The following is a 23343-nucleotide window of genomic DNA, read 5'->3' on the forward strand; positions in this document are numbered from 1 at the left end:
CAAGCGGAGCCGCGCCGGGGGCGGGCGGCTCAGTCGCGGTGGACGGCGAAGGCGCAAGGCGCGGCTGGGCGGCGGTGGGCGGAGCAGCGGCGGGCGCGCGGCCCGGCTCCGGACGGCCGGGCTCGGGCCGGTTCAGGTCGGGCCTCTGCGGCTGGTTCGGGACCTGTGCGCCGCGGGGCGCGAGCGAAGGCTCTCCGGGAGCCGGCCTTCCGCTGGGCGCGCGCTCGGGCGCGATCTGACCGCGTACGGGGGGCGGCTCTCCGGCGCCTGGCCGGACGCCAGGGGCGTGCTCGGGGCCGCGGCCCGGGGCCATCTGGCCGCGGGGAGAAGGCTCGCCGGGAGCGGGCCGGCCCATCGGGGCGCGCTCAGGCATGCGTTCCGGCATCCGTTCGGGAGCGGCCTGCGGGCGCGGCGCCATTGGAGCGGCCGGGGCCCGCGGGGCTTCGGGAGCGGGGGCGCGCGGGGCGGACGGAGCCGGGGGCGGGGCCACGTGCGGAGCGGCTGGCGGCGCGACCCGAGGAGAAGGAGGGGCGGCCGGCGGGGCCGCGTGGGGCGCTCCGGGAGGAGCCCCGTGCGGGGCGCCGGGAGGAGGGGCGCCAGCCGGTCCCGGCGGACGCTGGCCCTGGGGGCGCTGTCCGGGCTGCTGGCCCGGGGGAACCTTGCGTTGCTCCCCGGGAGCCGCAGGCTGCTCCTGCGCGATGATGATGCGCGGCTCGGACTGAGCGAACGCGAACGAAGGCTGGCCGGCGAGAAGCGCGGGAGTCATCACGCCGGCGAGCAGAAGATCTCTTATCTTGGTCATGCGCTCTTTATGTTGTTTCGGGGCCTGCACGTTTTCAATCGAGCACGACTGCCATGTGGCGAGGGTGCGGCGAACGTGCGGCGAATCACGCCTGAACTCAAGGCGCCAGCGAAAGAACTGCGGCGGCGACACCGCCCGCCAAATAGCAAAATACGAGAAGTTCAATGGTGCGCCGTATCAATCGGCGCAGCCGCATCTCGGTCAGTTCCGTCATGCGAGCCTCCTGGCGCTTCGCTCGACGCCCCCCGACCTGTTTACGACTCTAAGTTCAAGCTCCCGTTTTCATCAGTGCGCCGCGTCACACCTTCGATCTTTTTTGTCGGGTTTTAAGCCGAGGAGGCCGCCTTGCGAGAAGTGACTCGTTCCGGATCGAATTTGCTGCGTCAAATGACGCACACAAAGGTTGCATTAATCGGTTGTGTCTAGGTTCGGAGGTGGCCAGCGATGGCCTCTTCACCGGATTTGCGATGACGCGTCCCCACTCGATTTGGCTTAGTTGCTGTGGCCTTGTGCTCCTGATCTGCGTTTCAGTGGCGGCTCACGTCTATGAGTATTCAAGGCTCGCGAAGGACGAGGCCGAGGCTTACGCCACCAACGTCGCAAAAGCCGCGACGACGGGCATTGAGCAGATCTTCAACAACGTGGACAGCAACATCCAGGTCACGCGCAACATCTTCACTGAGATCAAGGACCTGAACGCCTTCGCGTACAAGTTCTCGCGCTATGTGCACGCGGAAAAACACACGCTGCAGATCGCGGTACTCGACCGCAGCGGGATGCTGATCTTCTCGTCCCTTTCTGCAGTGACCAAGCCCCTCGACCTGAGCGATCGCGCGTATTTCCAGTTCCACGCCAATGTCACGGACGACGTGCTGTATGTCGGCTCGCCCATTCCCGGCCGCCGCGACATCTGGAACGGCGCATACTTTATCCCGGTGAGCCGGCGCATCACGAACCCGGACGGCACGTTTGGCGGCGTGATCGTCGCGACGCTGGATCCCTATTACTTCGCCAACACCTTCGACAACCTGGACATCGGGGCCGACGGGGCGCTCACGATGATTTCCGAATACGGGACGGTGATGTCCCGGCGCGGGCTCACGAAAGACACCATCGGCAAGTCGATGGCCGGCTCCGACCTGCTGAAGCTGGCGCGCTCCCAGCCGCTGGGCCTGCTCGACGGCGTCGACGAGATCGACGGCAAGCGTCGGCTCATGGCCTATCGTTCGCTCGGCCCATCCGGGCTGATGCTGGCGCTCGGGCTCTCCCACGAGCGCGCCTATGGCGCCTCGGAGCGCCAGGCGCTGCTGGGCCTCATCGTGGCGCTGGTGAGTTGCACGCTGGTCGTGGGGCTGGGCGCCGCCTATGGCCGCAGCCGCAGGAAGCTGGTGAGCAACCAGGCCCTGCTGGAGCAGGCTGCGGCCTCGAACCAGGCCAAGGACGCCGAATTGTCCGCGCTGCACGCCGAAGAGGAGCGCCTGCGGCGCGAACTCGAGCTGGCCACAGGCCTGGACGCCTTCGAGACGAACGTCCGCAACACGGCTCACGGCATCTCCGAGGCGATCGAGCAACTCGGCCACGCATCGCAGGCCCTGTCGGCCCGGGCGCAGGAGACTCGCCAGCACGCCACGGCGGTGCTCACCGTCTCCGAGCGGGCGCTCAGCCGCACGGAAGAGGTGGTGCAGATGGCGGGCGAGCTTGTCGCCCTCAGCGAGCGGATCAGCGACAGCGCCGCGGCGACCTCGGGGCTGGCGAACCAGTCGGTCGAGAGCGCGCGGGAAACGGATGCGGTGGTCAAGGAGCTCGACGGCGCGGCTGCGGAGATCGACTTCGTGGCGAGCTTCATCGCCGGCGTGGCCCGGCAGACAAACCTGCTCGCGTTGAACGCCACGATCGAAGCGGCCCGCGCCGGCGAGCGCGGCAAGGGCTTCGCCGTGGTGGCCGGCGAGGTGAAGGCGCTGGCGGAGCAGACCGGCCAGGCCGCGCAGAAGATCGCGATCCAGACCCAGGCCATCAAGCGCGCTGGGGCGCGCACGGCCGGCGTGGTGCGCGGCATCGTCCAGAGCATCCACGACGTGGCCGACATCAGCCGGACCGTCGCGCAGGCCACCGGCGAGCAGGCGACCTACTCCGCCGACATGGAGCGCTCCATCGCGAAGGTGCAGGGCGCGAACGAAGAACTCGCGCAGGCCGCCGAAAGCCTGAACAACGCGACCGAAGAGGCGGAGACGGTGGTGGCCGACGTGGTGGCGTTCGCCAGTTCGCTCAGGTCCCACGCGGGCGCGCTGACGACCCAGAGCCAGACGGTTTCGGCGGGGTTGCGGAAGCCGGAGCAGCAGGCGGTCTGAGCCGCCGCGTCATCCTGCGGAGCGTGGCGGGCGCCGGCGCACGGATGATGCGCCGGCTCCGACTTACATGGAGTGGTGCTTGGTCCGCTTCTTGTGGCGCTTGGTCACGTGATGCGAGCGGCCGGCGCCGGTGCTCATGGCCATGCCCGGGTTCGTGTCCGAGTGCTTCATCATGGGGCCGCTGCCCGTGTTCATGCTGCGGGAGGCGCCGGGCTGGTCGGGAGGCGTCGCAGACGTCGAGGTCTGGGCCATGGCGATGGCGGGAAGGGCCAGGGTCAGGCCGGCGGCGATGAGTGTAGCTTTGATCACGGGGTCACTCCCTCGGTGCTCATTGACCGTGGGCCAATTCCGCTTGGCGTGATCGGTTCCCCGGCATGGCTTCACCGCCGCGCGAGGTTGGTCCCTGCGACGACCGGTTCAGGCCTTCCTGAGAGCCAGCGTCGAATCCCGTTCCGGCGCGGGTTCCGCAAGTGTTTCGGCCGCCTCCGGCGCCCATCGCCAGCCAGCCGCATAGGCGGCCGCGCAGGCCATGAGGGCGCCCGCGGGCAGGTCGATGAGGTAATGGCCTCCCACCCAGACCGCCGACGCGATTTCGGCGGCCGCAAGCGCGACGGCGAAGCCCCTGAGCCAGGGGACGCCCCACAGGGCGATCACGGCCAGGACGGACCCTGCGGTGTGGTACGAAGGGAATGTTCCGATGCCCTCGAAGGCGTCGATGGTGGTCAGCGCGCCCGAGCGCAGGCTTTCCACGATCGGCCCCGAAAAGGCGGAGAGCGCGAGGGTGCTGTTCGCTTGCGCCTGGGCGCCCAGGGCGGTGGCGGCCGACACCGCCGGCGCCACGCACGAGGCGATCGCGAAGACGAGTTCCGCGATCATGCTCGCCCGGACATAGAATTCGGCTTCGCCCATGCGGCCCAAAAGGGGCAGGATAAACAGAGGCGCGACCACGAAGGCCGGGAAGACGGCATAGACCAGCAGGAAGAAGCTCGTGACGGCGGCGTGCTGGTTCATCCATGGCCCGGCGAGCACCCAGTCGAAGCCGAGCAGGCGATCCGCCGCCAGGAACATCTCGTCCCGGAGGGGGAAGGCCGCCCACGCCTGACCGCAGTAGAACAGGATGAACCCGCAATTCACCGCGAGCGCGAAGTAGATCAGCAGCGTGATCCACTTCAGCAGGCGCAATTCGCGTTCGGACCTGGCCTTCGGAAGGAGGGCCTGCATGAGGATCCAGGCCGCGACCAGCCCCGCCGGGATGCGCAGCACGGGCGTGAAGTCCAGCCCCGAAGTCGGGATCATCAGGACGGCCGCAGCAAGTCCCGCCACGAGGGGCAGCAGCGTTCTGGCTTCCAACGGGAACATCGGGTCGCTCGCGGATGGATTCACGCGAGCCGATTGAACGCACGTCCTGTTTAAGAATTCGCCTTGGCCTACCCGGGCGCTGCGCCGAAGCCGAAGTCGGCGACACGGTCCCAGGGACCGCTGAGATAGCGCCACAGGTCCAAGCCTTCGATCTCGCAGTCGAACGGTGCGAACACCGCGCAGAACGCGTCGAAGGTGCGGCGCGCGTTTTCGGCCGACGTCTTGTTCTGGACCGTGACGTGAGGGCGGTAAGGGCGAAGGTCCTGGGGCGTCAGGGACAGGCTCCACCGCTCCGCCAATCGCGCCCTCAGTTGCTCGAGAGAGGGTGAGGCGATCACCACCTGGACGCCCTGGCCGGTGAAGCGAAGATGCGTCGCGCGGGCCGGAACGGGGTCCAGACGCCAGCACTCTTCCGCCAGTTCGTCCTCGACCTCCGCAATCTGGTCGCCCGGGAGGTTGTGGAACAGCGTCAGATGCGCCGGAACCTTGTTGCGGTCGGCTGGATAATAAGCCCGCCGCCGGGCCTCGAACCAGGCCTGCGCGCGCTCGTCGAAGCGCGCCGTCAGAATGAGCGGCAGCGGGCCCGCCGCCGTTTCGGACTGGCCGGACGGGGAAGGGGCGTCCATCACTCGGGCTGGAAATCCATCGCGACGCCGTTCATGCAGTAGCGCAGACCGGTCGGGGGCGGGCCGTCCGGGAACACGTGCCCCAGATGGCCGCCGCATTGGCTGCAGTGGACCTCCGTGCGGACCATGCCGTAGCTGCGATCCTCCGATGTCTCGACCGAGCCGGGAAGGGGCGTGTTGAAGCTCGGCCAGCCCGTTCCGCTCTCGAACTTGGTCTCGTTGCGAAACAGCGGTTGGCCGCAACCCGCGCAGGAGAAGGTTCCACGGCGCTTCTCATGCAGCAGGGCGCAGCTTCCCGGTCGCTCGGTGCCGTGGCCGCGCAGCACCGCGAATTGCTCCGGGGTGAGGATGCGGCGCCATTCCTCGTCAGATTTGGTCACCGGGTACCGATGCTCGGGGGCAGCAGCCATGAACGGCTCCTTTGGAGGCAGGTCGCGCCGAAGCGCTTAGCCCCAATATAGGCCTGAGCCTGCTCTGGTACAGGTGCTCCCGGCGCCAGAGCCTTCGTGCGGGGAGTTCAAGCTTTCATCACCTTGTCATCTGAATTGTTCAAGTTTTAGCCTCGCCGGCTACGCTGAAGGCGCCCGCTCAGGACGTTTTCGCACGAGCGAAAAAATCGCTCGCAGCCAGGGAACAAACGTGAGCTAATCCACGTTGAGCGATCATCTCAGTCCGCGCGGCGTTATCTGTACGGCGCGCCTATTCCAGAATTGAAAATGCGTGAACGTATATTGTTCGTCACGCCGGAATTTGCTGGGTTCGCCAAGGCGGGCGGACTCGGCGAGATTTCGGCTGCTCTTCCGCGTGCGCTCCGTCGTCATGTCGACGTCAGGATCCTGATCCCGGGATATCGGGAGGTCGTCGGCTCGACCGGGCCGATGGAGGTGGTGAGCCATCTTCCCGCCCGGGGCGCCATTCCGGCCTGCTCCATCGGGAAAACGCACACGGCCGACGGCTTGATCGTCTATGTTCTGCTTTGTCCGGAACTGTTCGATCGGGCAGGGTCTCCCTATGGCGACCAGAATGGGGTGGACTGGGCGGACAACGACATCCGCTTCGCGCGCCTGAGCCTTGCGGCAGCCGACATCGCCGGCGCCTATCCGGTGGAAGGCTGGCGGCCCGATCTGCTACATGTCCATGACTGGCCGGCCGCGCTGGCTCCCGCCTATCTCGCCTGGAACAAGAGCGCGGTCCCCTGCATCCTCACGGTCCACAACCTGGCCCACCAGGGCCTGTTCCCGCCGGAGCGCATGGACAGGCTCGGAATTCCCTCGCAGGCCTATTCCATCAACGGCGTGGAGTTCCACGGCAAGGTCTCGTTCCTGAAGGCGGGCCTGTTCTACGCCAACCACATCACGACGGTCAGCGAGAACTATGCGCGCGAGATCACGACGCCGGAGCACGGCTGCGGCCTGGAAGGTCTTTTGCGGGCGCGGTCCGACCAGGGGCGCCTCACGGGCATCCTGAACGGCATCGACGAGAGCTGGGATCCCTATACCGATCCCCACCTTGCGGCGCCTTTCGCGGCGGGCCGTTGGCGCGGCAAGGCGAAGAACGCCGACAGCGTTCGCAAGGCGTTCGGGCTGGCGGTTTCGCGGGGGCCGATCTTCGCCGTCGTGTCCCGGCTCGTGGCCCAGAAAGGGGTCGACCTCACCATCGAGGCGGCGGAATCCATCGTCCGTCACGGAGGCCAGATCGTGGTCACCGGCAAGGGCGAGGCGCATTTCGAAAAGCAGTTCTCGACTCTCGCGGAGAAGTACCCGGGCGCGGTCGGCATCTCGATCGGTTTCGAGGAGCAGCTTGCGCGCCGGATCTATGCCGGCAGCGACTTCCTGCTGATGCCCTCGCGCTTCGAGCCCTGCGGCCTGAGCCAGATGTACGCCCAGAGGTTCGGCTCGCTGCCCGTGGCGCGCGCGACGGGCGGCCTGGCCGAGACGATCGAGGACGGCGAAACCGGGTTCCTTTTCGAGACCTCGAGCCTGGGCAGCTTCCTCGGGGCGGTGTACCGGGCGTTCGACGCTTATCGCTCCCGGGCGCGTCTCGAGGAGATGCGACGGGCCGCGATGGCTTGCGACCGAAGCTGGGCCAAGCCTGCGCTGGGCTACGCCAGGCTGTTCGGCGAAGCGCTGTCGATCCGCAAGGAGGCGGCGGCCTGAGCGCGTCGCCCTTCAGGCAGCCCGCGACAACACCATGCAATCCAGAACGGCGCCGTAGTGGCAGCCCGCGGCGGCCAGCACGAAGCCGTGCCAGATCGCGTTCTGGAAGCGCAGGCTTTCCCACACGTGGAAGATGACGCCCAGGGTGTAGAGGCCTCCGCCGACGCACAACAGCACGAGGGTGGAGGTCTGCAGCGACGCCGCCAAGGGCCCGAAGGCGAGCACGACGCTCCAACCCAGGGCAAGATAGAGTCCGATCGAGAGGCGGTCGAAGCGTCCCGGCATGAAGATCTTCAGGGCGGCCCCAACCAAGGCGCCGATCCAAACGGTCGTCGACAGGGCGGCGCCCCAGGCGCTCGCCTTGAGCACCGTCATGAAGGGTGTGTAGGTGCCGGCGATCATCAGGTAGATCGTCGAATGGTCCGCGCGCCGCAGCAGCCACTTGGCCCTCGAGGGGGGCGTCATGTTGTAGGCCGCCGAGCAACCCAGCATGGCCACGAGCGCGACGGCGTAGATCGCAACCGAGGTGTATTCGAGCGCTCCGACCACTCCCGCCGCGAGCACCAGCAGAAGCAGCGCCGCGATGAGCCCGCCGACCACCCCGACGGCATGGATGCAGCCATCGGCGATCAACTCCGCCCAGTCGTAGACGCGGGTGAGCCCTGGAGGTCGTCCGTCCGTCATGTGGCGGTCCCCCTGCAGCGATCGTTCATGCGTGAACATTCAGCCCCCTTCGCTCCGCCGTCAAGGCGCCCAAAGAGGTGCAACGCGGCAAGGCGTCTCGGCGTTCGGGCTGCCGGCCGAAGCTTGGGATCCAAAGACTCGGGTTCGAATTCGAACCCAGCACGATCCGATCAATTCGCGCGATTCGACACAGCGGAAATTCATCTTCTATGTTGTCAAGAGTGAGGCCTCCAATTCTCGGTGGATAACTCAACCCAAGAGAGGTCAGCGTGCGAGCGTACACGGTTGGATTGAAGCGCGTGGAAGTGTACGAGCCGGCGGACGTGCGGCCTGCGGACTCCGTCGCAGTCGAGAGCGAAGGCGAAGTCTTCTGCTATGTCGGCCCTCTGGACGCCTGCGACGCAGAGCGCTGCATGATCGAGGCCGCGAGACGGCACCTCCGGCTCAAGATGGCCGCCTATCCCGAGGAGGCGACCTGGCGCGGGTCGCGGCTGCGGCTCTGGGGTCCCGCGGGTCTGGCCGGGGCGCCGCGGAAGAGCCTCTTCGGCCGTGCGGATGCGCGGGCGGCTGTGCACTGACCAGCGTCGCGGCCCTAGGGATCCGGGTTCTTCGCTCCGCCCCCCGGCTGTTGCCCGGGCTGGTAGAACCAGTGCCCCGCAGCGGACACCCGCTCGACAATGGCAGGGTCGATCTCGTGGGGATCCACCTCCTTGAGCAGCCGCCATTGTCCGGCTGGCAGGGTTCGGCCCTGCTGGTCGCGGCTTACGGCCAGGGAGAAGCTCTCGTTGGTGAAGAGATAAAGCGGCATCGGTCGGGGCTCGGTTTCTGCGACAATGTCCGACTAGGGTGGCGGGTTGCGTATCCAGCGTCCCGGATGGACCTTAGCCAGCCCGCGCTAAATGTCGTCCCATGACCATCTTCTTCACCAGCGACACCCATTTCGGCGATCCGCGCGTGCTGCGCATCGATCGGCGACCCTTTCGGTCCCTGGACGAGCATGACGAGGCCCTGATCGCGCGATGGAACGAGACGGTGGCGCCTGGCGACGTCGTTTGGCACCTGGGCGACTTCGCGCTCGGGCGGCCTCCAGGCCAAGCCGACCGGCTGCTCGAGCGCCTTTCCGGCACGAAGCACCTCATCATCGGCAACAATGACGGGCCTGAGACGGTGACGAGCGCCGGTTGGGCCAGCGTGCAGCACTACGCCGAGATCACGGTCGACGGGGCCGAGCTTGTGCTCTGCCATTATCCCTTCCGGACCTGGAACCACATGGGTCGCGGCGTCATCGACCTGCACGGCCATAGCCACGGCAAGCTGACCCCAGTTCCGCGCCAATACGACGTCGGCGTGGACGCCCAGGACTATAGGCCCGCCACGCTGGAGCAGATTCGCCGCTCGCGCCGGGGGCGCAAGGCCGGGACGAAGCCGACAGTCGAGAGGGGCGCGCGCGACCGAGGCCCGGACGCCAACCCCTGAGACGGACTCCAGACCCGCTGACGTAAAGATGATCATGGACTCGATCATCTTCGATTGCCCGTCATCCTGCCTTTTTTGAAACAATTTCCCGTGGCTGTGGATCGATGACGTGGCTCTCATCGAGGCATTTACGGAACGTCCGCTCTGCCGCATAAGTGGACCCAATCTTTCACAGTCTGATGGAACGTTGGCTTGAGCTAGGCGTTTGCTTGCGCTGGGTTGCGCGCGCGCGTCGGGCGTTCTGTCGGCGAATGACAACAACACTCAGGGTGGAGTGGGCACATGAAGGCGAACACGAGCGCTGCCGCAGTGGCGGACGAAGTCGTCGAGCAGCCGGTTCACGCCTCTCCCGCCGAAGCCGAAGAGACGCTGGTCCTGAAGGAACTGCTGGAAGCCCTGCAGGCGATGCGGGTCGGCGACTTCTCCGTCCGCCTCCCGGCCAACCGCACCGGCCTCACCGGCAAGATCGCCGACACCTTCAACGAGATCGTGGCGGCCAACCAGCGCATGGCCTCGCAGCTCGAGAAAGTCGGGCAGAGCGTCGGCCGTGAGGGACGCATCCGCACCCGCGTGAAGTTCGGCATGCAGACCGGCTCCTGGGTCGACATGGAGACTTCGGTCAACACGCTGATCGACGACCTTCTCTGGCCCACGACGGAAGTCACCCGCACCATCACGGCGGTCGCCAAGGGCGACCTGCTGCAGCCGATGCCGCTGGACGTGGACGGGCGCCCCCTGAAGGGCGAGTTCCTGAGGTCGGCGAACATCGTCAACGCCATGATCAAGCAGCTGAGCGTGTTCACCTCCGAGGTGACGCGCGTGGCGCGCGAGGTCGGCACCGATGGCAAGCTCGGCGGCCAGGCGCAGGTGAAGGAAGTGACGGGCGTCTGGCGCGACCTGACGGAGTCCGTGAACTCCATGGCGTCGAACCTGACGGCCCAGGTCCGCAACATCGCCGAGGTGACCATCGCGGTCGCCAACGGCGACCTGTCCAAGAAGATCACCGTGGACGTGCGTGGCGAGATCCTTCTGCTGAAGGACGCCATCAACACCATGGTGGACCAGCTGCGCTCCTTCGCGTCGGAAGTGACCCGCGTGGCCAAGGAGGTCGGTACGGAAGGCAAGCTCGGCGGCCAGGCCATCGTGCCCGGCGTCGCCGGCACCTGGAAGGACCTCACCGACTCCGTGAACGCCATGTGCGGCAACCTCACCGCGCAGGTCCGCAACATCGCGCAGGTGACGACGGCCGTGGCGCGCGGCGACCTGTCGCGCAAGATCACCGTGGACGTGTCGGGCGAGATCCTGGAGCTGAAGGAAACCATCAACACGATGGTGGACCAGCTCAACGCCTTCGCGGGCGAGGTGACGCGCGTGGCGCGCGAGGTGGGCACGGAAGGGCGCCTCGGCGGCCAGGCGCAGGTGCCGGGTGTGGCCGGAACGTGGAAGGACCTGACGGACTCGGTGAACTCCATGGCCGGAAACCTGACCGGCCAGGTGCGCAACATCGCGGAGGTCGCCACAGCCATCGCCAACGGCGACCTGTCCAAGAAGATCACCGTGACGGTGTCGGGCGAGATCCTGGAGCTGAAGGAAACCATCAACACGATGGTGGACCAGCTCAACGCCTTCGCGTCCGAAGTGACGCGCGTGGCGCGCGAGGTGGGCACGGAGGGCCGGCTGGGCGGCCAGGCGAACGTGCTCGGCGTCGCCGGCACGTGGAAGGATCTCACCGACTCCGTGAACTCCATGGCGGGCAACCTGACGGCGCAGGTCCGCAACATCGCGGAGGTGTCGACCGCGATCGCCAACGGCGACCTGTCCAAGAAGATCACCGTCGACGTGAAGGGGGAGATCCTCCAGCTCAAGGAGACGATGAACACCACCGTGGACCAGCTGAACGCCTTCGCGTCGGAGGTGACGCGCGTGGCGCGCGAGGTGGGCACGGAAGGCAAGCTCGGCGGCCAGGCCCAGCTCAAGGGCGTGGCGGGCACATGGAAGGACCTCACGGACTCCGTGAACTCCATGGCCTCCAACCTGACCGCCCAGGTGCGCAACATCGCCGAGGTGGCGACCGCGGTGGCGCAGGGCGACCTGTCGAAGAAGATCTCGGTGACGGTGTCGGGCGAGATCCTGGAGCTGAAGGAAACCATCAACACGATGGTGGACCAGCTCCGCTCCTTCGCCGGCGAGGTGACGCGCGTGGCCCGCGAAGTCGGCACGGAAGGCCGCCTCGGCGGCCAGGCGCAGGTGCCCGGGGTGGCCGGCACCTGGAAGGACCTGACCGACTCCGTGAACTCCATGGCGGGCAACCTGACCGCCCAGGTGCGCAACATCGCCGAGGTGTCGACCGCCATCGCCAATGGCGACCTCAGCCGCAAGATCACCGTGGACGTGCGCGGCGAGATCCTTCAGCTGAAGGAGACGCTCAACACCATGGTGGACCAGCTCAACCGCTTCGCGTCGGAAGTGACGCGCGTGGCGCGCGAGGTGGGGACGGAAGGCAAGCTCGGCGGCCAGGCGCAGGTGCCCGGCGTCGCCGGCACGTGGAAGGACCTCACCGAGAACGTCAACTCGATGGCGTCCAACCTCACCGGCCAGGTGCGCAACATCGCCGAGGTGACGACCGCGGTGGCGCGCGGCGACCTGTCGCGCAAGATCACCGTGGACGTGAAGGGCGAAATCCTGGAGCTGAAGAACACCATCAACACGATGGTGGACCAGCTCAATGCCTTCGCCGGCGAGGTGACGCGCGTGGCGCGCGAGGTGGGCACGGAAGGCAAGCTCGGCGGCCAGGCGCAGGTGCCCGGGGTGGCCGGCACGTGGAAGGACCTGACAGACTCCGTGAACTCCATGGCCGGCAACCTGACCGGCCAGGTGCGCAACATCGCCGAGGTGGCGACCGCGATCGCCAACGGCGACCTCAGCCGCAAGATCACCGTGGACGTGCGCGGCGAGATCCTGCAGCTTAAGGAGACCATCAACACGATGGTCGATCAGCTGCGCTCCTTCGCGGGCGAGGTGACGCGCGTGGCGCGCGAGGTGGGCACGGAGGGCCGCCTCGGCGGCCAGGCCGTGGTGCCCGGCGTCGCCGGCACGTGGAAGGACCTCACCGACAACGTCAACCTGCTGGCGGCGAACCTCACCACCCAGGTGCGCAACATCGCCGAAGTGACCACCGCGGTGGCGCGCGGCGACCTCAGCCGCAAGATCACCGTGGACGTGAAGGGCGAGATCCTCGAGCTCAAGAACACCATCAACACCATGGTGGACCAGCTCAACGCCTTCGCGGGCGAGGTGACGCGCGTCGCGCGCGAGGTGGGCACCGAAGGAAAGCTCGGTGGCCAGGCGCAGGTGCCCGGCGTGGCCGGCACCTGGAAGGACCTCACCGACACCGTGAACGTGATGGCCGCCAACTTGACCGAGCAGGTCCGCGGCATCGTGAAGGTCGTGACGGCGGTCGCCAACGGCGACCTGAAGCAGAACCTCACGGTGGCGTCGAAGGGCGAGGTCGCGGCGCTCGCCGAAACCATCAACAACATGACCAACACGCTCGCCACCTTCGCCGACCAGGTGACGACCGTGGCGCGCGAGGTGGGCGTGGAAGGCCGTCTCGGCGGCCAGGCGCACGTGCCCGGCGCGGCCGGCACCTGGAAGGATCTCACCGGCAACGTGAACCTGCTGGCGGCGAACCTCACCACCCAGGTGCGCGCCATCGCGGAGGTCGCCACCGCCGTGACCAAGGGCGACCTGACCCGCTCCATCCAGGTGGAGGCGCGCGGGGAGGTGGCCGAGCTCAAGGACAACATCAACACGATGATCGGCAACCTCCGCCTCACGACGGACCGGAACACCGAACAGGACTGGCTGAAGACGAACCTCGCCCGCTTCACCAACATGCTGCAGGGCCAGCGCGACCTCGGCAATGTGGGCCGCATGCTGCTCTCCGAACTCGCGCCGCTCGTCGAGGCGCAGCATGGCGTCATCTACCAGGTGGACGAGAGCGGCCTCGAGCTGCTCCATGCCTATGCGGACGACGGTGTGGCCGGCCACCCGCGCCGGATGCGGATGGGCGAAGGCCTGATCGGCCAGTGCGCGCGCGACGGCAAGCGCCTCGTCATCACCGAGCTACCGCCCAACGTGGTGCCGATCTCGTCGGGCCTGTTCAAGGCGACGCCGCGCAACGCCATCGTGCTGCCGGTGCTGTTCGAGGGCCAGGTGAAGGCGGTCATCGAACTGGCCTCGCTCAAGAACTTCACCGACCTGCAGATGAGCTTCCTGGAGCAGCTCACGGCCAGCATCGGCATCGTGCTGAACTCGATCGAAGCGACCATGCAGACCGAGGGCCTGCTCAAGCAGTCGCAGCAGCTCGCGGCCGAGCTGCAGACCCAGCAGAAGGAGTTGCAGCAGACCAACGAGCAGCTGGAGCAGAAGGCCCAGCAGCTCGCCGAGCGCAACGTCGAGGTGGAAGCCAAGAACCAAGAAATCGAGCAGGCCCGCCGGGCGCTGGAAGAGAAGGCGGCCGAGCTCGCGCTCACCTCGAAGTACAAGTCCGAGTTCCTGGCGAACATGTCGCACGAGCTGCGCACGCCGCTGAACTCGATCCTGATCCTCGGCCAGCAGCTGACCGACAATCCGGAAGGCAACCTCACGGCCAAGCAGGTGGAGTTCGCCCGCACCATCCATGGGGCCGGCACGGACCTCCTGAACCTGATCAGCGACATCCTCGACCTGTCCAAGATCGAGTCCGGCACGGTCTCGGTGGAGGCCGAGGAGATCGTGTTCAGCAACCTGCTGGACATGATGGCCCGGCCCTTCAAGCACGAGGCGGAGAACCGCAAGCTCAGCTTCGACGTGGATCTCGATCCCGACCTGGAGCGGAGCATCATCACCGACTCCAAGCGCCTGCAGCAGGTGCTCAAGAACCTGCTGTCGAACGCCTTCAAGTTTACCGAGAAGGGCGGCGTGCGGCTCACGGTGCGGCCAGCCAAGAGCGGCTGGAACCCGGACCACCCCATGCTGCGCAACGCGCCCTCCGTGGTGGCCTTCGAGGTGTCAGACACCGGCATCGGCATCCCGCCCGAGAAGCAGAAGATCATCTTCGAGGCCTTCCAGCAGGCGGACGCCGGCACCAGCCGCAAGTACGGCGGCACGGGCCTCGGCCTCGCGATCAGCCGCGAGCTGGCGAGCCTGCTGGGCGGCGAGATCCAGCTGCGCAGCCAGCCGGGCCTGGGCAGCACCTTCGTGCTCTACCTGCCGCTCACCTATGTGGGCGGGCAGTCGGCGGCGCGGCCGGTCGCGGCCGAAACCTCCGTGGTCTCGCTTGGGCAGGCCGCCCCCAAGGCGAGTCCGACGCCCCAGTCGCGCCTCACCGAGGTCCCGGTGGAGACGCTCACGGACGACCGGGCGGACATCCATCCGGGAGACCTCGTGCTCCTGGTGGTCGAGGACGACCCCCACTACGCGCGGGTGGTCGCGGATCTGGCCCGGGACAACGGCTTCAAGGTTCTCGTGGCGCTCCGCGGCGCCGACGCTCTGACGCTCGCGCGGCAGTACCAGCCGAGCGCGGTGTCTCTGGACGTGTTCCTGCCCGACATGCTGGGCTGGACCGTGCTGAGCCAGCTCAAGCGCGATCCTTCGACCCGGCATATCCCCGTGCAGATCGTGACGCTGGACGAGGACAAGCAGCACGGGCTCGCTCGCGGCGCCTTCGCGTTCATGAACAAGCCCACCACCATCGAGGGACTCGAGGCCTCGCTGAACAGGCTCAAGGGCCTGGCCGGCGCCCGGCGCAAGCGCTTGCTGGTGGTCGAGGACAATCCGGCGGAACAGCTCAGCCTCAACGAGTTGCTCGGTCACGACGATGTCGAGATCCTGACCGCCGACACGGGCGAGGCCGCGCTCGAGCTTTTGCGCAACGAGCCGGTCGATTGCATCGTGCTCGACCTCAAGCTGCCGGACATTTCGGGATTCGAGGTGCTCGAGCGCATGCGGGACGACCCGAAGCTGGCGGACACGCCGGTCGTGGTGTTCACCGGCCGCGAGCTTTCGCCCGAAGAGGACGCCCGCCTGCACACCATGGCGCGCAGCGTCGTGGTGAAGGGCGTGGAGTCGCCCGAGCGCCTGCTCGACGAGACCGCCCTGTTCCTGCACCGGGTCGTCACGCAGCTGCCGCCAGAAAAGCAGCGGATGCTGGAGCGGCTGCACAGCTCCGACGAGGACCTCGTCGGCCGCAGCGTGCTGCTGGTCGATGACGACGCCCGAAACATCTTCGCGCTGAGCAGCGTTCTCGAACGCCGCGGGATGAAGGTGTTGACGGCGACCACGGGCAGCGAAGCCATCCAGGTCATCGAGCAAACGCCTGAACTCGCGATCGTGCTGATGGACATCATGATGCCCGGAATGGACGGCTACGAGACTATGCAGGTGATCCGGGCCAACCCGGCCTATCGCCGCCTTCCGATCATCGCGCTCACGGCCAAGGCCATGAAGGGAGACCGTGAGAAGTGTCTGGAGGCTGGCGCGTCCGACTACCTGGCGAAGCCCGTCAACACGGAGCAGCTGCTCTCGGCCCTTCGCATGTGGCTGCACCGGTGAGCGCGACCAGAGTGAGCGAACAGGACAAGGTCAACATCCTCCTCGTCGATGACCAGCCGGCGAAGCTGCTCAGCTACGAGGTGATCCTGGAAGGCCTGGGCGAGAACCTGCTCACGGCCACGAACGCGCGCGAGGCTTTCGAGCACCTGCTCAAGTCGGACGTGGCCGTGGTGCTCATGGACGTGCAGATGCCGGAGCTGGACGGCTTCGAGCTTGCGGCCATGATCCGTGAGCACCCGCGCTTCGAGAAGATCGCGATCATCTTCGTGTCGGCGATCCATCTCACGGACCTCGACCGGATGCGTGGCTACGCGGCGGGCGCTGTGGACTACGTCCCGGTTCCCGTGGCGCCCGAGATGCTGCGCGCGAAAGTGCGTATCTTCATCGACCTCTATCGGAAGACCCGGCAGCTCGAGCGCATGAACGAGGAGCTGGAGCTGCGCGTCTCCGAGCGTACGGCCGAGTTGGAGGCCTCGACGCAGGCCCTGTCGCGACTCAACGAGGAGTTGGAGGCTCGCATCGAGGAGCGGACGCGCGAGCGCGAGGCGGCGCTGGCGCAGCTGTTCGAAGCGCAGAAGATGGACACCATCGGCCAGCTCACGGGCGGGGTCGCGCACGACTTCAACAACCTGCTGATGGCCGTGCTCGGCAGCCTGGAGCTGCTGCGCAAGCGCGTCACGGACGAAAGGGGCGTGCGCCTGCTGGAGAACGCCATCGAGGGCGCCGAACGCGGGGCCGCGCTGACCAAGCGCTTGCTGGCGTTCGCGCGGCGGCAGGAGCTGAAGCCGGAGGCCGTGCGGGTCGACACGCTGCTGAACGGCATCGAAGACCTGCTGAGCCGCGCAGTCGGCCCCTCGATCCGGATCGAGACGGCGCTGGACAGTGATCTCCCGCCGGTCCGCGCCGACGTGAACCAACTGGAGCTCGCCTTCCTCAACCTGGCCGTGAACGCCCGCGACGCGATGCCCGAGGGCGGCAGCCTGCGCATCTCGGCCGAGCGGATCTCGCTTGTGGCGCCTTCCCAGGACGGGCTCGCGCCCGGCGACTACCTGTGCATCGCCGTGAAGGACACGGGTACCGGCATGGACGAGGCGACCCTGGCGAAGGCGGCGGAGCCGTTCTTCACCACGAAGGGCCCGGGCAAGGGCACGGGGCTGGGCCTCTCCATGGTGCACGGCATGGCCGCCCAGAGCGGCGGGGTGCTGCGCCTGTCGAGCCGGGTGGGCGAGGGCACGGTGGCCCACCTGCTCCTGCCCGTGGCGCAGGGCGATGCGGCGAAGGCGCCGTCCCGGGCCTCCTCCCAGCGCCAGCCGACCTTGGCGAGGGCGCCGGCCAAGCGCGTTCTGATCGTGGACGACGACGCCCTGGTGCGCACCGGAACGGCGGCCATGATGGAAGACCTTGGGCACGAGGTGATCGAGGCGGATTCAGCCGCACAGGCGCTCGCGATCCTCGGATCGAAGGCCATGGTCGATCTCGTGCTGACCGACCACGCGATGCCTGGCATGAGCGGGGCGGAGCTCGTGGCTCGCCTGAGGGAGCAATATCCTGAGGTCAGGGCCATCCTGGCCAGCGGCTACGCCGAGTTGCCGTCCGGCCCGGCGCCCGTGGACGCCATCCGCTTGTCCAAGCCGTTCACGCAGGATGAACTCGCGGCGGCGATCGCCCGCGCCACAGCGGACGCAGATCGGTCGGCCGCCAAGCGCCGGGCCATCTGATCAGCGAGGCGCTTCGCGGTTTTTACGGATCACCGACACGATGATGACCAGGAAGGCGGCCAAGCGAAGCAGGTAAACCCAACCCTGCTCCTCTCGGATGGCGTTGAACCATGTGCCGACGCCCTGCTCCAGCGCGAGCAGGGCGAAAGCAGCGGCGAAGGCGAGGAAGAGGCCGTCGCGAGCACGCGTCCAGAAACGGAGAAAGAACAGGGCGCTGGTCAGGAAGCCCATCGCGGTCAGACCGGAGGTGAAGTCGATCGCCTGCGCGGTCATCACTCCGTCTCCCAGACAAAGCCCGCGACCATGACGGCCGCGGCCGCAAGGGACGTCAGTTTGCGGGCGGGCACCAGGTCGACGTTGGGCAGGATGAGGATATCCAGCACCACGAACAGGTTGTTCAGCGCCAGCAGCGCGAAGCACAGGGCCGTCCACAAGGCCAGTCGGGTAGCCTTGCGGCGATAGCTGGCGAAGAGCACAGCGGCGCAGCCGACGCTTGCAAGCAGGCAGAGCAGGTATATCGCGGCCTTGAGCGCCATGCCTCAGTCCTTCTTCAGCCGGAATGCGTCCGCAAAGCTCTGGAGCTTGGCGTTGGGGGCGCCCAGGACGGCGTTCATCACGGTGGTGGGGCGGTCCCGGTAGAGCTGGTCGAGGCGGTCGACCAGTTCGTCCAGGTGACGGCCTGCGGCCGCGTACCTGCAGAGCGCGCCGTCAGCGACCACCAGTCCAGCCTTTTGAAGCCGTTCCAGCCCCTTGCCGATAATGGAGGGGCTGGCGCGCAGTTCGCGCACCAGTTGGTCGTGGGTCCAGTCCCGGTCCCGGCCGCGGCGCAGGAGCAGCAAGAGCTCCAATTCCCACACCGAAGCCACGGACGCGTTCATGAATCGGAGGACGTCAGCCTCAATCAATCCCTGGTCGTCCTTCTTCAGCCCGCTGCAGGGCTAGAGCAACCTGCGATGCAAGGCAAGCAGAGCCTTCGATGTCGCGCCCGCTGTGTCAGCAAGCATACCTTTTCGGCGAGGCGGCGTGCGGAATTGAATTTGGAATCACCAAGCATCGCTACGAATCAGCTTGGGCTATGAATTTCGAATCGAGCGCTCGTTAAGCTGAAGCTTCGCACCGCCCGAGAGCCGCTTTCCCGCGCGCCCACTACTGGACGCGCGGGAAAGCGTCGAGGATCAGCCCTTGGCGGCCGTGACCACGATCTCGATCAGGGCGCCGCCGCCGAGGTCGGCCACGCCGACGGTGGCGCGCACGGGCAGGATCTCGGGCGAGAGCCAGGCGGTCCAGGCGGCGTCCATCTCCTTCTTCTTGGAGAGGTCGGTCACGAAGATCGTAGCGGCGACGAGCTTCGTCTTGTCGGTCCCGGCCTCGGCCAGGTAGTTGTCGATCTTCTTCAGGATGTTCTCGGTCTGGCCGCCCATGGAGAGGGTGGTGTCGTCCGCGATCGTGCCGCCGACGAAGACGAGGCCGTTCGCCTCGACGACGCGGTGCATGATGGGCGTGCGGATTGAACGCTTGATGGTCATCTCTGGTCCTCTACGGGGTGGGAAGTCAGGCCGAAGCGGCGGTTTGGAAGCGCTGGATGCGCAGCCCGTCGATCGGCACGTTCGTGGCGCCCGTGGCGACGAGCTCCGCCATGACGGAGCCGGCGCCCGGGCCGAGCTGGAAGCCGTGGGCGGAGAAGCCGAACTGGTGGAACAGCCCCTCGTGCTTGGCGCTCGGCCCGAACACCGGGACCTCGTCCGCCATGCGGGCCTCGATCCCGGCCCAGGCGCGTATGATCGTCGCCGAGCGCATGACTGGGAACAGCTCCCAGACCGTCCGGGCGTTCTGAGACAGCTTGTCCCAGTCCAGCTCCGTGCGGTTCTCGTCCGGGAAGGCGCGGCCGAGGTAGCCGCCCCCGATGAGCACCGTGCCGTTGGCGAACTGCTTGAAGGAGAGCTTGCGGCCCCGGAGGATCACCACCGGCCTGATGAAGGGCTCGACCCGGCCGGTGATCATCAGCATGGGGGCGATCACCTCCAGCGGCACGGGCTCGCCGACGCTCGCGGCGAGCCGGCCTGCCCAGGCCCCGGCGGCGTTCACCACCTTGGGGGCGAGGACGTCGCCTTCGGCCGTCTCCACCCGCCATTGCGCGCCGTCGCGCGTGAGGCCGGTGACGCGGACGCCTTCGCGCAGGTCGACGCCGAGCGCCACGGCCTTGCGCTTGAAGGCCTGGGTCGCGCGGAATGGGACCGCGGCCCCGTCCCGACGCGAGACCACGCCGCCGGGGCACGTCTCGGCGACGGCTGGCAGCAGCCGGCGCAGCTCCTTCGCGTCGATCAGCTCCTCATGATGGAAGCCGCGGAGGTTCAAGTCTTCCACGCGCTCGCGGAAGACCGCGAGTTCCTGCTCCGTTTCCGCCACGAGCACCTGGCCGTCGCTGACGAAGCCGCAGTCGTCGTCCACGAGGTCGGCGATACGATGCCAGATGTCCATGGAGTGGTTGGACAGCGGGATCTCGGCCACGTGGCGCGCGAGCTGGCGAACGCCGCCGGCGTTCACGCCGGAGGCGTGGCGGCCGGCGTGGTCCTTCTCGATCAGCACGACCTTCATGCCCCGCTGGGCGCAGTGCAGGGCCGTGGAGCAGCCGTGGATGCCGGCGCCGATGACGACGACGTCGGCGGTGCTGGTGGTTGTCACCTGCACACCGCCTTCACGGCGGCCTCGGTCTTCGGCAGGTTGGCGAGCTCGCCCAGGGTCACCGGCTTCACCGGCGGGCGCAGGCGGTAGTAGCCCACCTCGGCGGGCGCGACGCCGCGCTCTTCGGCGATGATCTCCGTCACGGTCGGGCCGCAGAGGCGGCCCTGGCAGGGGCCCATGCCGCAGCGCAGGAAGGTCTTCATCTGGTTGGGGCCCTGCACGCCCAGCTTGCGCGTGGTCTCGCGCAGCTGCCCGGCGGTGACCTCCTCGCAGCGACAGACCACCGTGGCTGCGTCCTTCGGGGCCAGGAAGGCCTTGGCCGGGCGGTAGAGCACATCCAGGAAACGGCGGCCGCGCATGGCCCGGGCCAGCGTTGCCCGGACCGAAGCGGCCCGGCGATCGCGGTCCGCTTCGTCAATGCGGCCGACCCGGCGCGCGGCCTCAAGGGCCGCGACCTCGCCGCGCAGGGCCGCGCTCTCCGCGCCGCCGATGCCGGCGCCGTCGCCCGCGATGGAGATTCCCGGCACGCTCGCGCCGAACCAGGCGTCGAGCTTGGGCGCCCAGCAATGGCCCTGCTCGTCCCAGACCTGCTCGCAGCCCACCGCGCTCGTCATGTTGACGTTGGGAATGACGCCCTGGTGCAGCAGGAGCATGTCGCAGGCGATGGTCTCGCGGGCGGAACCCCGCTCCACCACGACCTGCTTCACGCGGCCCTCTCCCTCGGCGCGCAACCCGGTGACCCCGCCCACGAAGCGCAGCTTGCGGCGGGCGGCCAGCATCAGCTTGAGGCCCTTCGCCAGGTACGGAGACAGGAGGAAGTCGGGCAGGGCGCCCGCGGCCGCGAGAGCGTTGCCCCGCTCCGTCGTGTCCAGCACCGCGACGATGTTGGCGCCGGCGGACTGGAGCTGGGACGCGAGCAAGTAGAGGAGGGGACCGCAGCCGGCCAGCACCACGCGGCCGTCCGGCACAATGCCGGCGCTCTTGAGCGCGATCTGGGCGGCGCCGGCGGTCATGACGCCGGGCAGCGTCCAGCCCGGGATGGGCATGGGGCGCTCCAGGGCGCCGGTGGCGAGGATCACGTGCCGGGCGTCGATCAGGCGCGCCTGGCCGTCGGCCGAGACGCCGACCTCGAAGCCTTCGCCGCCGCTCATCAGTTCGGTCCGGCCGACGGTCCAGACCGTGGTCCGGGCCGCGTAATCCGCCGCGCTGCGCTCGAAGCGCTGCACGATGGGCTGGCCGCGCCAGTAATCCTCGCCCAGCACCTCGCGGCGCTGCACCGGCGTGGTGGTGACCGCGCGGTAGATCTGGCCGCCGGGGGCGGGGTTCTCGTCCGCGAGCAGGACCGAGAGGCCGAGCTCGGCGGCGGTCGCGGCGGCGGAGAGGCCGGCCGGGCCGGCGCCCACCACCACGAGGTCGTACTGCTCCTTAAGGGCGGAGACATCCGTGACGCGGTTCATGCCCCGATCTCCTGGCTGAGGGCCTCGGCCTGCCGCGGCCCGCGCTGGGTCTCGATGCGCATGCCCTCCTCCAGCGGGACCAGGCAGCCCTGGCGGTTGCCGACGCCGTCGATGACGACGAGGCACTCGAAGCACACTCCCATCATGCAATAGGCGCCGCGGGGCGCCCCGGAGACCGGGGTGTGGCGGTTCACGGAGACGCCGTTGGCGAGCAGCGCCGCGGCGACGGTGTCGCCGGCGCGGGCCGTCATGGGAGCGCCATCAAAGGTGAAGCGCAGCGGCGCAGCAGCCGGCGCGCCGGGATCACGCATGGGCCGGAACATGGAATCTCCGCGAGTTGAAGGTGGCCACGAACTCGGGCAGCGCGCCGGCCTGGATGGCGGGCGCGATCGTCAGCGCGTGGTTGGCGGCGAGCGTGACGCCCGAGTGGCAGGTCGTCACGAAGGCGCCCGGATGAGTGGTCGACTGCTCGTAGATCGGGAACCCGTCGGGGCTCATGACGCGCAGGGCCGACCAGGTGCGCACCACGTTGAGCCCGGCCAGCCGGGGGAACATCCGCACGGCGCGCTCGGCCATGATGGAGATCACGGGCTGGGTCACCACCGTGTCGAAGCCCAGGTCCTCTTGGCTGTCGCCGATCATGACGCCGCCCTCGTCGGTTTGGCGCAGCGTGCCCATGGGGTGATGCAGGAAGGGGGCGGTCTTTTCGGTGACGATCACCTGGCCCTTGCTGGGCTTCACCGGCGCATAAAGGCCGACCATGGGGGCGAGCCGGGCGTTGCCCAGCCCGGCCGCGAGCACGACCTTGGGGGCCCGGATCTCGCCCCAGGGGCCGACGACGCGGAAGCCGCCGTTCTCCGGGGTGATCGTGTCCACCGGGTGGTTGGGCCGGTAGTCGGCGCCCCGGCGCTGCAGGCCCTCGTGGAGGGCCCGGAACAGGCGCAGCGAGTTCACGTGGCCGTCGACGGGGCTGTAGATCGACCCGACCACGTCCGGGCCGATGTCCGGCAGGCGGCGCTTGGTTTCGGCGTGGTCGAGCACCTCGTAGCCGTACTCGACCATGTTGATCTGGTTGTGCAGCCGCTTCATGGCGTCGACGCGCTGCTGCATCTCGGCGTCCGACAGGCAGAGCGCGAAGCCGCCCGGCTGGCTGTGGGCGACGTCGATGCCTGTTTCCTCACGCAGGATGGCGGCGAGCTGATGCCAATCGTCGGCCGAGCGCTTCGACCAGCCCGCATATTCGGGCATGCCCAGGCCCTTGGACTGGACCCAGACCAGCGCGAAGTTGCCGCGCGAGGCGCGGAAGGCGACGTCGCCCTCGTCGAGGACGCAGACCCGGGCGCCGGAGCGCGCCAGCCCGAAGGCCACGGCGCCCCCGACCAGGCCGCCGCCGATCACGACGACGTCAGGCTCTGAGACTTTGGAAGGTTGGGACACGGGA

At 68.0% G+C, this 23343-nt stretch carries 20 protein-coding genes and 1 pseudogene; 7 read left to right on the top strand and 14 right to left on the bottom strand.

The window, feature by feature from the left end; all coding sequences use genetic code 11:
* A pseudogene (locus tag SLNSH_RS25245) lies at positions 1-239 on the top strand (hypothetical protein); the annotation flags it as partial.
* A 1093-nt stretch (positions 240-1332) separates the two neighbouring features.
* Complete coding sequence (locus tag SLNSH_RS20655) at positions 1333-3150, top strand: methyl-accepting chemotaxis protein (protein WP_158266842.1); 1818 nt, start codon at positions 1333-1335, stop codon at positions 3148-3150.
* A 63-nt stretch (positions 3151-3213) separates the two neighbouring features.
* Here the strand turns inward: SLNSH_RS20655 and SLNSH_RS20660 are convergent, their stop codons facing one another.
* The 4 genes from SLNSH_RS20660 to msrB form a co-directional block, all read right to left on the bottom strand.
* Positions 3214-3459 carry a hypothetical protein gene (locus SLNSH_RS20660; RefSeq protein ID WP_106339521.1) on the bottom strand — a complete coding sequence of 82 codons (246 nt, stop codon included), beginning with the start codon at positions 3457-3459 and terminating at the stop codon, positions 3214-3216.
* Positions 3460-3567: 108 nt separating this feature from the next.
* Positions 3568-4509, bottom strand: a complete 942-nt coding sequence (locus tag SLNSH_RS20665) for a phosphatase PAP2 family protein (protein ID WP_106339523.1) — start codon at positions 4507-4509, stop codon at positions 3568-3570.
* Positions 4510-4577: 68 nt separating this feature from the next.
* Positions 4578-5135, bottom strand: coding sequence for a 2'-5' RNA ligase family protein (locus SLNSH_RS20670; RefSeq protein WP_158266843.1), 558 nt, complete (start codon positions 5133-5135; stop codon positions 4578-4580).
* Positions 5135-5545, bottom strand: a complete 411-nt coding sequence (gene msrB / locus SLNSH_RS20675; protein WP_106339527.1) for a peptide-methionine (R)-S-oxide reductase MsrB — start codon at positions 5543-5545, stop codon at positions 5135-5137. Before msrB ends, SLNSH_RS20670 begins: the two co-directional genes overlap by 1 nt.
* A gap of 306 nt (positions 5546-5851) precedes the next feature.
* On the opposite strand from msrB, the gene glgA reads away from it, so the two are divergent.
* Positions 5852-7291: a glycogen synthase GlgA gene (gene glgA, locus SLNSH_RS20680; protein WP_106339529.1), complete on the top strand. Its 1440-nt coding sequence runs from the start codon at positions 5852-5854 to the stop codon at positions 7289-7291.
* Positions 7292-7303: 12 nt separating this feature from the next.
* On the opposite strand, the gene trhA is transcribed toward glgA, so the two are convergent.
* Entirely contained in the window at positions 7304-7975 is a 672-nt protein-coding gene (trhA, locus tag SLNSH_RS20685) for a PAQR family membrane homeostasis protein TrhA (RefSeq protein WP_106339620.1), read from the bottom strand.
* 269 nt (positions 7976-8244) lie between these two features.
* Here trhA and SLNSH_RS20690 point away from each other — a divergent pair, with 269 nt between their 5' ends.
* Complete coding sequence (locus tag SLNSH_RS20690) at positions 8245-8553, top strand: hypothetical protein (RefSeq protein WP_146140338.1); 309 nt, start codon at positions 8245-8247, stop codon at positions 8551-8553.
* A 14-nt stretch (positions 8554-8567) separates the two neighbouring features.
* On the opposite strand, the gene SLNSH_RS20695 is transcribed toward SLNSH_RS20690, so the two are convergent.
* Positions 8568-8783 (bottom strand): hypothetical protein, encoded by a 216-nt coding sequence (locus SLNSH_RS20695; protein WP_106339533.1) that lies wholly within the window; start codon positions 8781-8783, stop codon positions 8568-8570.
* A gap of 101 nt (positions 8784-8884) precedes the next feature.
* Here SLNSH_RS20695 and SLNSH_RS20700 point away from each other — a divergent pair, with 101 nt between their 5' ends.
* From SLNSH_RS20700 to SLNSH_RS20710, 3 genes are all read left to right on the top strand, one after another.
* Positions 8885-9451 (top strand): metallophosphoesterase family protein, encoded by a 567-nt coding sequence (locus tag SLNSH_RS20700; protein WP_146140339.1) that lies wholly within the window; start codon positions 8885-8887, stop codon positions 9449-9451.
* A 405-nt stretch (positions 9452-9856) separates the two neighbouring features.
* A complete protein-coding gene (locus SLNSH_RS20705; RefSeq protein WP_245422436.1) occupies positions 9857-16045 on the top strand; it encodes a HAMP domain-containing protein in 6189 nt (2062 codons plus the stop codon).
* 11 nt (positions 16046-16056) lie between these two features.
* Positions 16057-17763: a response regulator gene (locus tag SLNSH_RS20710; protein ID WP_106339537.1), complete on the top strand. Its 1707-nt coding sequence runs from the start codon at positions 16057-16059 to the stop codon at positions 17761-17763.
* Here the strand turns inward: SLNSH_RS20710 and SLNSH_RS20715 are convergent, their stop codons facing one another.
* From SLNSH_RS20715 to SLNSH_RS20750, 8 genes are all read right to left on the bottom strand, one after another.
* A complete protein-coding gene (locus SLNSH_RS20715) occupies positions 17764-18036 on the bottom strand; it encodes a DUF5985 family protein (protein WP_106339539.1) in 273 nt (90 codons plus the stop codon).
* Positions 18036-18299, bottom strand: coding sequence for a DUF5985 family protein (locus SLNSH_RS20720; protein WP_106339541.1), 264 nt, complete (start codon positions 18297-18299; stop codon positions 18036-18038). Before SLNSH_RS20720 ends, SLNSH_RS20715 begins: the two co-directional genes overlap by 1 nt.
* Before the next feature lie 3 nt (positions 18300-18302).
* Positions 18303-18641: a hypothetical protein gene (locus SLNSH_RS20725; protein WP_106339543.1), complete on the bottom strand. Its 339-nt coding sequence runs from the start codon at positions 18639-18641 to the stop codon at positions 18303-18305.
* A 297-nt stretch (positions 18642-18938) separates the two neighbouring features.
* A complete protein-coding gene (locus tag SLNSH_RS20730) occupies positions 18939-19289 on the bottom strand; it encodes a RidA family protein (protein ID WP_106339545.1) in 351 nt (116 codons plus the stop codon).
* Between the two features lie 25 nt (positions 19290-19314).
* Positions 19315-20445 (bottom strand): NAD(P)/FAD-dependent oxidoreductase, encoded by a 1131-nt coding sequence (locus tag SLNSH_RS20735; RefSeq protein WP_106339622.1) that lies wholly within the window; start codon positions 20443-20445, stop codon positions 19315-19317.
* The gene (locus SLNSH_RS20740; protein WP_106339547.1) at positions 20442-21902 is read right to left on the bottom strand and encodes an NAD(P)/FAD-dependent oxidoreductase; all 1461 of its coding nucleotides are present in this window, start codon (positions 21900-21902) and stop codon (positions 20442-20444) included. Before SLNSH_RS20740 ends, SLNSH_RS20735 begins: the two co-directional genes overlap by 4 nt.
* Complete coding sequence (locus tag SLNSH_RS20745) at positions 21899-22225, bottom strand: (2Fe-2S)-binding protein (RefSeq protein ID WP_106339549.1); 327 nt, start codon at positions 22223-22225, stop codon at positions 21899-21901. Before SLNSH_RS20745 ends, SLNSH_RS20740 begins: the two co-directional genes overlap by 4 nt.
* Positions 22206-23339, bottom strand: coding sequence for an NAD(P)/FAD-dependent oxidoreductase (locus SLNSH_RS20750; RefSeq protein ID WP_106339552.1), 1134 nt, complete (start codon positions 23337-23339; stop codon positions 22206-22208). Before SLNSH_RS20750 ends, SLNSH_RS20745 begins: the two co-directional genes overlap by 20 nt.
* Positions 23340-23343: the final 4 nt, after the last annotated feature.

It is taken from the genome of Alsobacter soli (assembly GCF_003004785.1).
GTDB lineage: Bacteria > Pseudomonadota > Alphaproteobacteria > Rhizobiales > Beijerinckiaceae > Alsobacter > Alsobacter soli.